The sequence below is a fragment of the Vibrio halioticoli NBRC 102217 genome (genome assembly GCF_000496695.1).
GTDB classification, from domain to species: Bacteria; Pseudomonadota; Gammaproteobacteria; order Enterobacterales; family Vibrionaceae; genus Vibrio; species Vibrio halioticoli.
This window is the reverse complement of the sequence record NZ_BAUJ01000063.1, coordinates 19,812-31,553: the sequence shown is the minus strand read 5'-3', so window position 1 is coordinate 31,553 and position 11,742 is coordinate 19,812. Positions and strand designations below refer to the sequence as shown.

Below are 11,742 nucleotides of genomic sequence, written 5' to 3'. Positions count from 1 at the left end.
CGATTGGTATTAATATTAGCAATTTTCGCGAACGGTATCGGCAATACGGTTAGCAAGGTTTAATACAAGCTCACCATCTTCACCTTCCACCATAACTCGAATCAATGGCTCAGTACCTGACTTACGCAGTAATACTCGACCTTTGTCACCTAGCTCTTGCTCCGCTTGTGCGACTGAATCTAGCACCACTTCAAGTTGCATTGGATCGGATTCACCAGAGAAACGTACGTTGACAAGCTCTTGCGGGTAAAGAGTCATGCCTTGTGACAAATCAAACAAGTTCATTCCGCTATCCACGATAGAAGCCAATACTTGTAGTGCGGCTACAATTGCATCACCGGTAGTCACTTTATCCAATAGAATAACGTGGCCTGAGTTTTCAGCGCCAATGCTCCAGCCTTTTTCTTTCAGCTGCTCCATAACATAACGGTCGCCGACTGCTGCGCGAGAGAATGGAATGCCTAATTGTTTAAGGCCATTTTCCATGCCCAGGTTGGTCATTAGTGTTCCCACTACACCACCTTTTAGCTCGCCACGACGCAGTGCATCACGGGCAATGATGTAAGCGATTTGGTCGCCATCCACTTTATTGCCTTTGTGATCGACCATAATGATGCGGTCACCGTCACCATCAAAAGCCAGACCAAGGTCAGCTTGCTCTTCAACCACTTTGGCTTGTAGTGCGCGAACATCAGTAGCGCCAACTTCTTCGTTGATGTTAAGACCGTTTGGCTCACAGCCCATCAATACCAGGTTAGCACCTAGCTCTTTAAATACATTAGGAGCGATGTGATAAGTGGCGCCATGTGCGCAATCCACTACGATCTTCAAGCTAGAGAGGTTTGCTGCACTTGGGAAAGTACTTTTACAAAATTCGATATAACGACCTGCGGCATCTGTCATGCGCGCCGCTTTACCGAGCAATGCAGACTCAACACACTCGATGTCTTTATCCAGCTCAGCTTCAATAGCAAGCTCAATATCATCAGGAAGTTTTGTGCCTTCTGATGAGAAGAACTTAATACCGTTGTCATAGTATGGGTTATGCGAAGCGGAAATTACGATGCCGGCTTCAGCGCGGAAAGTCTGCGTTAAATAAGCCACAGCAGGCGTTGGCATAGGGCCAGTCAAGGTCGCTTTAAGACCTGCAGCCGCTAAACCCGCTTCAAGAGCAGATTCAAGCATGTAACCAGAGATACGCGTATCTTTACCAATAATGACTTTTTTCGTGCCTTGCTTTGCTAGCACACGGCCGGCAGCCCAGCCCAGTTTTAATACAAAATCAGGAGTGATTGGGTATTGCCCAACTTTTCCGCGAATACCATCAGTACCAAAATAACGTCTTTTAGACATTGTTCATTCCTAGTTATTATTTTAATGAATTCATAAAGCTTACCACGCGCACGGCATCAACCGTTTCTGCGACATCGTGAACTCTAATTATTTGTGCGCCTTTTTGTGCGGCAATAACCGCGCACGCTACACTGCCAGAAACACAATCTGCTGGTGCTTTATCTAGCAGTTTAAATACCATAGACTTTCTAGACATCCCCGCCAATATTGGCATGTTAAAGCGATGAAACTCGTGAAGTCGCTCTAATAGATGGTAGTTATTCTGTAAAGTTTTACCAAACCCAAATCCAGGGTCAAGGATCAATTTGTCGCGGCTTATGCCCACTTTTTCACATGCCGAGATACGCTCGTCTAAAAACTGAGACACTTCAGAAAGTAAATCGTCATATTGGGGATTAAGCTGCATGGTTTTGGGCTGCCCCTGCATATGCATTAAGCAAATCGGCAAACCGGATTTGGCGGCAGCCTCTAACGCTCCCGGTTCTTGCAGTGCTCTAACATCATTAATCAAATCTGCGCCAGCATCAGCGGCTTGCAGCATTACTTCGGCTTTGCTGGTATCAATAGATATCCATACATCCGATTCCGCTCGCAACGCTTTAATCACTGGGATAACACGTTGCAACTCTTGCGCAAGGGACACTTCTGGAGCGTTGGGACGAGTTGATTCACCGCCAATATCGATAATGCTAGCGCCTGCGGCGATCATTTTTCGAGCTTGGGTAAGAGCATCTTCGAGTTGATTGTATTTGCCACCATCAGAAAAAGAGTCTGGAGTGACATTGAGTATGCCCATCACTTGAGGTGTGACAAGGTTGAGTTGTTTGTTTCCGTTACTAAGAATCATGGCACTAACAAGGTTTGAAATTTAACACGATTTTGTGAAGGGGCTAAAACAGAAAAACCCCGAGAAGTCTCGGGGTTTAATTAGCTAAATGCTTATTCTGAGTCTTTTTCAGTTGGCTCTGTTTTAGATTCTTCAGCCTGTTCTGGCTTAGCTTGCGCTTCGGCCTTTGGCTCTTCTTTAACAGACGTAGTTGGTTGTTCACCCCAACCGGCTGGCTCACGAATATCTGATTTACGTTCCATCAAATCTTCAATCTGACCTGCATCAATGGTTTCGTACTTCATCAATGCATCTTTCATTGAATGCATGATATCCATATTCTCTTCTAGAATTTGGCGAGCACGAGCGTAGTTGCGGTCAATGATTTGACGAATCTCATCATCGATAAGCTTAGCGGTATCATCAGACATGTGTTTAGTCTGAGTTACGCTACGGCCTAAGAAAACTTCACCTTCTTCTTCAGCATAAAGAAGAGGACCTAGTTTTTCAGAGAAGCCCCACTGAGTGACCATTTTACGAGCAATATCAGTCGCACGTTCGATATCGTTTGAAGCACCTGTTGATACGCGTTCTTTGCCGTAGATTAACTCTTCAGCAAGACGACCACCGTATAGGCTTGAAATCATCGACTCTAGATGACGACGGTTCATGCTCACGCGATCTTGTTCAGGTAAGTACATGGTCACACCTAGCGCACGGCCACGAGGAATAATCGATACCTTGTACACAGGATCGTGCTCAGGAACCAAGCGACCAATGATTGCGTGGCCTGCTTCGTGATATGCCGTTGACTCTTTAATGTCATCGGTCATTACCATAGAGCGGCGCTCTGCACCCATCATGATCTTGTCTTTCGCTTGTTCAAACTCAACCATTGAAACGTTGCGCTTGTTACCGCGCGCCGCAAACAATGCTGCTTCGTTAACAAGGTTAGCTAGGTCTGCACCAGAGAAACCCGGTGTACCACGAGCGATAAGTGAAGGTTCAACGTCACTGGCTAGCGGCACTTTACGCATATGAACTTTAAGAATCTGTTCACGACCACGTACATCTGGAAGTCCTACAACGACCTGACGGTCAAAACGACCTGGACGTAGCAACGCAGGGTCAAGTACGTCTGGACGGTTAGTTGCAGCAACGACGATGATACCTTCGTTACCTTCAAAACCATCCATCTCTACCAACATTTGGTTCAAGGTTTGCTCACGCTCATCATGACCACCACCCACACCTGCGCCACGTTGGCGACCTACAGCATCGATTTCATCGATAAAGATGATACAAGGTGCGGCTTTCTTCGCTTGTTCGAACATGTCACGTACACGAGATGCACCCACACCAACGAACATTTCAACAAAGTCAGAACCAGAAATAGTAAAGAATGGTACTTTTGCTTCACCGGCAATCGCCTTAGCAAGCAATGTTTTACCTGTACCAGGAGGACCTACCAACAATACGCCTGTTGGGATCTTACCACCCAACTTTTGGAATCGGCTTGGGTCACGCAGGTAATCAACCAGCTCTTTAACGTCTTCTTTCGCTTCATCACAACCCGCAACATCAGAGAAAAGCGTTTTGATCTGCTCTTCACTCATCATACGAGCTTTTGATTTACCGAAAGACATTGCGCCTTTACCGCCACCGCCTTGCATTTGACGCATGAAGAATATCCACACACCAATCAGCAGAATCATTGGGAACCATGAAATGAAGATAGTACCAAGAAGGCTTTGCTCTTCTGGTGGTGTACCTGACACTTTCACGTTTTTATTGATCAAGTCATCAAGAAGCTTGCTGTCATACACAGGCATATAAGTCACATTACGTGAGTTATCGCTGCGATAAAAAACGATTTCTTTATCGTTAATTTTAGCTTCACGAATCTGGCCTTGGCCAACTTCCTGTACAAAAGTGGTGTAATCCACTGATTTTCCGTCACTGTCTCCAGGGCCAAAGCTCTGGAAAACGGACATTAGCACTACAGCTATCACTAGCCACAGAATTAGATTTTTTGCCATGTCACTCAAGGTGTAAGCCTCTCGATAACTAATTGTAATTAAAAGTAGATTACTACAGTTTTGGTGCTGTAGCCAGAATGTAACTCTTTCTATAGCTAGAAGTTAGACTAGCCTTTGTAACCGGTTGCTACAATAAACACTTCACGAGAACGAGCTCGAGAAGAGTCAGGTTTTCGAACTTTGACAGTTTTGAACATTTCACGTACATCTTTTACGTATTGGTCAAAACCTTCGCCCTGAAACACTTTAACAACAAAACTACCATTTGTAGCTAGAACTTGTCGACACATATCAAGTGCTAATTCAACCAAATACATCGCTCTTGGTTGGTCAACAGAATTGTTACCTGCGATGTTAGGTGCCATGTCGGACATCACCACATCCACCATGTTAGGTTGAATGCGCTCTAGCAAGGCTTCAAGTACACTGTCCTCCCTAAAATCCCCTTGTAAGAAGCTTACACCAGCAATAGGGTCCATTGGCAACAAATCACAAGCAATTATTTGTCCATTGTCACCAACTATTTTTGCGGCATATTGAGACCAACCTCCGGGGGCGGCACCCAAATCCACTACCGTCATACCTGCATTAAACAGTTTATCTTTAGTATGGATTTCTTCCATTTTAAAGTAAGCACGTGAACGATAGCCTTTTTTTCTCGCTTCGTTAGCGTATTTATCATCAAAATGTTCTTTCAACCATCGACCCGAACTGGCCGAATGCTTTTGTTTACTCATTCAACTTCCAAAGTGGTTGGAGTAGGCAATTTGCCTAATATTCCCGTTTAATGGATAAAGTATAGTCTTGAGACCTATATGACGTTAAAATAGGATTTTTCAACCCTTACATAAAAGAAATTGGCCGCGATATGAACTTAAGCACCAAACAAAAGCAGCATCTAAAAGGCTTAGCACACGACCTAAAACCGGTTGTGTTGATGGGCGCAAATGGACTTACTGAGGCTGTTCTAGCGGAGATTGAAATTGCACTGGATCATCATGAATTGATCAAGGTTAAAGTTGCTTCGGAAGACCGTGACACTAAAAACCTTATTATTGACGCTATCATTCGTGAAACCGGCGCAGAGAAAGTACAAACTATTGGTAAAACACTAGTTATATACCGCCAATCAGAACAACGTAAAATCGAAATCCCTCGCAAGTAGGCTTGTTTCGATTCATCGTACTAAAAAAGGCTGCTTACGCAGCCTTTTTGCTATCACTAACCAATCTCTATTAAATATACTCTACTTGGTCAATTTCGTAATCTTTTACGCCGCCTGGGGTGCTAATAGCAACATCATCACCTTCCATTTTGCCAATTAAACCACGAGCAATAGGTGAAGTTACTGAAATGCGACCTAATTTAATATCGGCTTCATCTTCACCAACGATCTGATATTTAAACTCTTCTTCAGTGTCTACATCGATCAAAGTGACTGTGGTACCAAAAATAACTTTGCCCGTGTTATCCATTTTAGTGACGTCAATCACTTGAGCTACTGATAGCTTATACTCGATATCACGAATCTGCGCTTCACAAATACCCTGCTCTTCACGAGCGGCATGATATTCAGCGTTTTCTTTAAGGTCACCCAGTTCACGAGCTTCAGCAATCGCCACTGAAATTTGCGGACGCAATTTCAATAGTCTTTCTAGTTCTGTTTTTAGTTGCTGTTCGCCACGAACAGTCATTGGCACTTTTTCCATATCAAACCTCTTTGTCCACTAATTTTAGGACAGCAAAAACCTATCAAGCATAAGCTCGACAGGCAAAAAACGAATAATGATGGGCTAATTGTACAGAAAGATCGGTTTTTTTTCATCTTTATTCGATTTAGCAATAACCATAAGGAATGTGATGCACATCACGAATAAAAAAGTAAAAACCGAAGCGATTCAATTAGATAAATATAAATTAAGATAAAAACAAATAATACGAACCAAGTTGCACTATATTGATAAGCTACTGATTTCATTGAAACTGTGATTTTGAGACAAGTATATCCCATTAAAAGTTCCACCAATTTATATCATTTTACTATCACCCAATTCTCCTTCTAAGTCAGAATTCTAACTCGATGACAAATCTTGATAAATAAAAAACACTGCAAATTACAATAACTTAGCGCAGATATTTATCAGGGATTTGTTTTAGGGAGTTAAGGTTTATCAAACCTTTTTTATCGGATAAATACATTCTAGGACTTAGAAATGAACAAAAAAATTATTGCTCTAGCCGTTGCTGCTGCCGCATTCGGAACTCAAGCAACTGCTGTTGAATTATACAACCAAGACGGTTCTACTTTCTCTATCGGCGGTCACGTATCTGTCAGTGCACTCGGTAATACTGGGGATGTATATAATTCAGATAGCATGGCTTACGAAAGCGGTTCTACTGACATCATTGCAAACTCTCCACGCATTAACTTCAACGCAACTCAAGACCTAGGCAATGGCTTTACCGCTGACGCTAAAGGCGAATGGTCGCTAAATTACCTAAATGGTGGCGCGAACTCATTTACTACTCGTCTAGGCTACATTGGTGTTTCTCACGATGATTTTGGTCGTGCCGTAGCAGGTACGCAATGGTCTCCATACTATGATGTGGCGGGTATTGCAGATATGCCAATCGCATTTGCCAATGACTTCCTATACGACAACCACGGTGCGCTAGGTACAGGCCGTGCAGAAAACATGCTTTCTTACCGCAACGATATTGAATTGGGTGATAACCTTTCTATCTTTGGTGGTCTAGGTTGGCAGGACAATGCAACGACTGGTTTTGACTCTCGTGGTCAAGTGACTGTTGGTGTAAACTTCCAAGACTTCATGCTGGGCTACGCATACAGCGCAGGCGATCGTACTGATGGCTTAACAAGCAAAGAAGAAGCCACTTCACACGCACTTTCTGCTAAATACGGTTCATACGGTAACGGCTTATACGTTGCTGGTGTGTACACTATGAACGAATACATGCACGGCACAGCCAACTACAACACTGGCGCAAACACCGGTGATGTTCTAGATGATTCAAACGGTATTGAATTCATCGCAGCTTATGCATTTGCTAACAGCTTAAACCTATCTATTAACTACGAAGCTGTAGAAAGCAACGATAAGAGCGTAGTAGACGGCACGGTATACAGCCAAATGGCATTCCAAGCTGAATACAACTTCACTCCAACATTCGTTGGCTTTGCAGGCTACCAAGTTGACCTAGGTTCTGACATCGACACATACAAAGAAAATGATATGTGGAACATTGGTGTTCGTTACTACTTGTAATCGCTATTAGTAAGCGCGCCATTTGGCGGACATTAGAGCATAAGTGGGTATAAGTTACGGCGTAAAAATCGCCTGCTAAATAGTAAAGGCTATTTACGCAAGGCTATCGGCCACAACAAATACTTACTTAGATTGCTATAATTATACAAAACACCTGCCTTTTGGCGGGTGTTTTTGTTTATACTGTTTTGCAAACAGCCTAATGCCGTCAGTAAGGATTCTATGCGCGCGCTCACCACCCTATTACTCGCCGGAGTCACTTTCGCGGCATCAGCTTCAATCTCAACGCCTTATGATGTTCTGCCAACAGGACATCTTTCTAGCGTCATCGTAATGCAAGGGAATGAAGTTCAATCAAGCACCAATGCCGATCAACTATTACCTCCCGCCAGTACCTTAAAATTAGTCACTGCGCTCGCCGCTAAATTGCATTGGCCAGACGGATATCAGTTTTCTACCAAGCTTTATAAGCAAGGAAATGATTACAGCTTACGTTTTTCTGGCGATCCTAGTTTAACCCGTCAAGATCTTGAGCAATTACTGAGTCATTTAAAGAACAAAACCATTAGTGGTGATTTGTATCTGGATGGTTCGGTATTCGATGGCTATGATCGCGGTGTTGGCTGGCCTTGGGATGTATTAGGCGTGTGCTATGCAGCGCCTGCTTCAGCGTTAAGTCTGGAAGGTAACTGCGTACAAGCATCATTAAAAACACTTAAAAATGGCAACACTTCCATTTTTGTTCCTCAATATCAACCGATTACCGTCAAAACCACCGTAAAAGCGGTGACCAAAGAAGAGAAACGAACCAGCTACTGTGATTTAAACCTCTCCACTGAGCCCAATAACAGCTACACATTAAGCGGCTGTTTAACCTATCGAGATAAATTACTGCCACTAAAATTTGCCGTGCAATCACCTAGCCTTTATTTGAAGAAAACCATTGCCGCTATCTTTGCTCAGCAAGGCACACAACTGGAAGGTAAGATCAAACTGCAAACCGCCAGTGATGATGCGGTACTCGTTGCCGAGCACAAATCAGATCCATTAGATGACATGCTACAATTGATGCTGCACAAATCTAATAACCTTTATGCGGACAATATTACCAAACAGCTAGGCGCTGATTATTATGGCGAACACGGAAGCTTCAATAGTGGCACATCCGCTATTCGTGAGATCCTGAAAAAACAGGCCAATATTGATTTGGGTAATTCGGTTTTAGAAGATGGTTCAGGCCTTTCAAGAAACAACCGAATATCGCCAAGAGTGATGATGCAAGTGATGCAGTTTATCAAAAACCATGATCAGCAACTGCATATGATTGCTCTACTCCCTACATCTGGTATGGATGGTACATTGAAATACCGGCCAAGCATGCAAGAGGCACCGATTAAAGGACACATCAAAGGCAAAAGTGGCTCTTTATTTGGCAGCCATAACATGGTCGGTTACACCTATGACGCACAAGGGCATATCAAATATACCTTTGTGCAGTATGTCAGTAATTACCATCCAGAGCCGGCGATTAAAGGCGTTAAACCCGCTATAACACGCTTTGAAAAAGAGTTTTACCACTCGCTAGTGACCGAATAACGGCGCTTGATAGCGTACTTAAGAACTCGGTTACAACTAGACTAAAACAGCAAAAGGGGCTAAATGATTAGCCCCTTTTGCTGTTATTAATTTGGCTATTTTAATTCAGCTAATGCCTAAGAAGTAATTGACCACGCTAAAGTAAACCCACATTCCAGTAATATCCACAATAGAGGCCAGTACAGGACTCACCAGTACCGCAGGATCAAGCTTAAAGGCCCGGGCAATAATAGGCAGTACGCCACCTAAAATAGTCGAGAATACAATCTGAATAAAAAGCGCAATTGCGATGGCAAACGCTATCATGTTTAGATCATAGCCTCCGGTAGAAATACCATCACTAAACCATAAAATGCGCCCGACAATCACTAGCGCAATCACTACGCCAATGCACAAAGCAACGCGACTTTCTTTCCATAGCACCGATAGCCATTGACGTTTTTTAAGCTCGCCAGTTGCCAATGCTCGTATCACTAAGGTCGCTGCTTGAGTGCCTGTATTGCCTCCTGCCGCCGCAATCACCGGCATATAAATAGCCAATAAAACCAGCTGACTAAGGGTATCTTCATAGCTGGCAATAATCAGCCCTGAAACAATCCCCATCAAGGCTAAACCTATAATCCAGCCAATGCGCTGTTGCACGTGCGCCAGTACGCCTGTAGATAAATACCCTTTGTGTGGCTCGGCTTCAGAGCGAATAAAGCCTAACTGATGGGCAAAATGACGCGCTCTGACATCTTCTCCAATCACTTCCAGTTCCGCAATAATATGCTGAACAAAAGCCACCGAACATTGATGTAGCACTGCGACAGCCTCCTCAATAGGCATGACTTGCAGTAACTTAATCTGCTGTTTTTCTTCGTATTTTAAAAATGCATTGGTCGCTGCATAAATTTCCTCACTCGAAAATTGAGTTTCATCGTGAGTTAAAGCTGTATTCATTACCGTCATGGCGAATCTCCCGATTAGCTGTGTCGACATCTATTTTTTGAGCAAGCTCTTCAGCGTGATTACTGCCGTTAATAACGGCTAAAAATAGATACAAATGGGGTAACGACCATCGAAATAACACGCATAGATCACTGCGGAACAGCAAAGCTATTTCTGTGAAATTTTTGGCTAGAGTGTCAGGAGAAAAAGAATAAGAGATTTCAGAAAGTACTTAGCAAAGTGCTTGGAGAAAGGTTCTCTACCGCTGAGGTAGAGACGTGAAACGTACATACCGACAGTGGTTATTTTTCTCCCTGCATACTAGGAGGATGGTCGGTAGTGTTCATAAAGTTCTCCAATAATTACTGGGGTGCCCAGTGGCGGCTAATATACAAAAATCAGGCTAGGTTCACAAGTTGCTAAAATAAAAATAGGCGCCAAAAAGGCGCCTATTAACAGAAGTTTACAAGTTAACTTACTTGAAAGTGAGTCGAGCAAATTTACGCTTACCTACTTGGAATACGTAAGTACCAACTTGAGGGACTAGTTTGCTATCAGCCACCTTTTCGCCGTCCATTTTAACTGCGCCTTGCTTAACCATACGCATCGCTTCAGAAGATGAAGCACATAGACCCGCTTCTTTAAGTAGGTTGCTTACCGGGCGACCCACTTCAAATTCAAACTCAGGCATTTCGTCTGGGATTTGACCTTTTTGGAAACGGTTGATGAACTCTTGCTCAGCTGCATCGGCATCCGCTTGTGAGTGGAAACGGGCAATAATTTCCTTAGCAAGCAGGATCTTCACATCACGTGGGTTTTTGCCGTTTTCAATATCGGCTTTGAATTGCTCAATTTCAGCCAAAGGACGGAAAGAAAGTAATTCGTAGTAGCTCCACATAAGCACATCAGAGATTGACATGATCTTACCGAACATATCGCTTGGAGCATCGCTCACACCAATGTAGTTGTGTGCCGACTTAGACATTTTCTTCTCGCCATCAAGGCCAACAAGAAGAGGCATAGTCAAAACAGCTTGTGGTTTTTGACCGTGTGCTTTTTGCAGTTCGCGTCCCATCAAAAGGTTGAACTTCTGATCCGTACCGCCAAGCTCAACGTCTGTTTCCATAGCAACAGAGTCATAACCTTGCAGCAATGGGTACATGAATTCGTGAATAGCGATAGGTTGTCCACCCGCATAACGCTTTTTAAAGTCATCACGCTCTAGCATACGAGCAACCGTTTGGTTAGCCGCTAGACGTAGCATACCTTCCGCGCCCAATTCACCTAACCACTCAGAGTTAAATGCAATTTTGGTTTTTGCTGGATCCAAAATTTTAAACACTTGCTCTTTATACGTTTCAGCGTTGCGCAGAACGTCTTCGCGAGTCAATGGAGGGCGAGTGGTATTTTTACCCGTTGGATCACCAACCATACCGGTGAAATCACCGATTAAAAAAGTCACATCGTGTCCAAGGTCTTGGAATGTACGCAATTTGTTTAGAATAACAGTATGCCCAAGATGGATATCTGGTGCTGTTGGATCTGCGCCCAGTTTAATGCGTAAAGGACGGCCTTCTTTTAGCTTCGCGATCAGTTCAGCTTCTGGTATTAGCTCTTCTGCGCCGCGCTTAATTTCAGCTAAAGCAGCTTCAAAATTTGCCATATTGGTTTGCTCCCACAAAATCAGGAAAAAATATATCTCGACAGTGTA

Annotated in this window: 10 protein-coding genes; 3 read left to right on the top strand and 7 right to left on the bottom strand. The window is 43.5% G+C overall.

The window, feature by feature from the left end; genetic code table 11:
- Positions 1–15: 15 nt before the first annotated feature.
- The 4 genes from glmM to rlmE form a co-directional block, all read right to left on the bottom strand.
- Positions 16–1,353: a phosphoglucosamine mutase gene (gene glmM, locus VHA01S_RS15645; protein WP_023405317.1), complete on the bottom strand. Its 1,338-nt coding sequence runs from the start codon at positions 1,351–1,353 to the stop codon at positions 16–18.
- Positions 1,354–1,369: 16 nt separating this feature from the next.
- A complete protein-coding gene (folP, locus tag VHA01S_RS15640) occupies positions 1,370–2,200 on the bottom strand; it encodes a dihydropteroate synthase (protein WP_023405316.1) in 831 nt (276 codons plus the stop codon).
- Positions 2,201–2,292: 92 nt separating this feature from the next.
- The gene (gene ftsH / locus VHA01S_RS15635) at positions 2,293–4,218 is read right to left on the bottom strand and encodes an ATP-dependent zinc metalloprotease FtsH (protein ID WP_039971157.1); all 1,926 of its coding nucleotides are present in this window, start codon (positions 4,216–4,218) and stop codon (positions 2,293–2,295) included.
- A gap of 107 nt (positions 4,219–4,325) precedes the next feature.
- On the bottom strand, positions 4,326–4,955 hold the full coding sequence (gene rlmE / locus VHA01S_RS15630) for a 23S rRNA (uridine(2552)-2'-O)-methyltransferase RlmE (RefSeq protein WP_023405314.1): 630 nt from the start codon (positions 4,953–4,955) through the stop codon (positions 4,326–4,328).
- Between the two features lie 131 nt (positions 4,956–5,086).
- Here rlmE and yhbY point away from each other — a divergent pair, with 131 nt between their 5' ends.
- Positions 5,087–5,383: a ribosome assembly RNA-binding protein YhbY gene (yhbY, locus tag VHA01S_RS15625; protein ID WP_023405313.1), complete on the top strand. Its 297-nt coding sequence runs from the start codon at positions 5,087–5,089 to the stop codon at positions 5,381–5,383.
- 70 nt (positions 5,384–5,453) lie between these two features.
- Here the strand turns inward: yhbY and greA are convergent, their stop codons facing one another.
- Positions 5,454–5,927 carry a transcription elongation factor GreA gene (gene greA / locus VHA01S_RS15620; protein ID WP_023405312.1) on the bottom strand — a complete coding sequence of 158 codons (474 nt, stop codon included), beginning with the start codon at positions 5,925–5,927 and terminating at the stop codon, positions 5,454–5,456.
- Positions 5,928–6,431: 504 nt separating this feature from the next.
- Here greA and VHA01S_RS15615 point away from each other — a divergent pair.
- The gene (locus tag VHA01S_RS15615; RefSeq protein ID WP_023405311.1) at positions 6,432–7,505 is read left to right on the top strand and encodes a porin; all 1,074 of its coding nucleotides are present in this window, start codon (positions 6,432–6,434) and stop codon (positions 7,503–7,505) included.
- A 222-nt stretch (positions 7,506–7,727) separates the two neighbouring features.
- Positions 7,728–9,101, top strand: a complete 1,374-nt coding sequence (gene dacB / locus VHA01S_RS15610; protein ID WP_023405310.1) for a serine-type D-Ala-D-Ala carboxypeptidase — start codon at positions 7,728–7,730, stop codon at positions 9,099–9,101.
- 105 nt (positions 9,102–9,206) lie between these two features.
- On the opposite strand, the gene VHA01S_RS15605 is transcribed toward dacB, so the two are convergent.
- Together VHA01S_RS15605 and tyrS are read right to left on the bottom strand one after the other, a co-directional pair.
- A complete protein-coding gene (locus tag VHA01S_RS15605; protein WP_023405309.1) occupies positions 9,207–10,052 on the bottom strand; it encodes a magnesium transporter in 846 nt (281 codons plus the stop codon).
- 454 nt (positions 10,053–10,506) lie between these two features.
- Positions 10,507–11,694 carry a tyrosine--tRNA ligase gene (gene tyrS / locus VHA01S_RS15600; RefSeq protein WP_023405308.1) on the bottom strand — a complete coding sequence of 396 codons (1,188 nt, stop codon included), beginning with the start codon at positions 11,692–11,694 and terminating at the stop codon, positions 10,507–10,509.
- Positions 11,695–11,742 lie beyond the last annotated feature (48 nt).

Bases quoted from the DNA above. Each gene is read 5' to 3' on its own strand.
- glmM (WP_023405317.1), bottom strand. From the start codon at position 1,353: ATGTCTAAAAGACGTTATTTTGGTACTGATGGTATTCGCGGAAAAGTT.
- folP (WP_023405316.1), bottom strand. From the start codon at position 2,200: ATGATTCTTAGTAACGGAAACAAACAACTCAACCTTGTCACACCTCAA.
- ftsH (WP_039971157.1), bottom strand. From the start codon at position 4,218: ATGGCAAAAAATCTAATTCTGTGGCTAGTGATAGCTGTAGTGCTAATG.
- rlmE (WP_023405314.1), bottom strand. From the start codon at position 4,955: ATGAGTAAACAAAAGCATTCGGCCAGTTCGGGTCGATGGTTGAAAGAA.
- yhbY (WP_023405313.1), top strand. From the start codon at position 5,087: ATGAACTTAAGCACCAAACAAAAGCAGCATCTAAAAGGCTTAGCACAC.
- greA (WP_023405312.1), bottom strand. From the start codon at position 5,927: ATGGAAAAAGTGCCAATGACTGTTCGTGGCGAACAGCAACTAAAAACA.
- VHA01S_RS15615 (WP_023405311.1), top strand. From the start codon at position 6,432: ATGAACAAAAAAATTATTGCTCTAGCCGTTGCTGCTGCCGCATTCGGA.
- dacB (WP_023405310.1), top strand. From the start codon at position 7,728: ATGCGCGCGCTCACCACCCTATTACTCGCCGGAGTCACTTTCGCGGCA.
- VHA01S_RS15605 (WP_023405309.1), bottom strand. From the start codon at position 10,052: ATGACGGTAATGAATACAGCTTTAACTCACGATGAAACTCAATTTTCG.
- tyrS (WP_023405308.1), bottom strand. From the start codon at position 11,694: ATGGCAAATTTTGAAGCTGCTTTAGCTGAAATTAAGCGCGGCGCAGAA.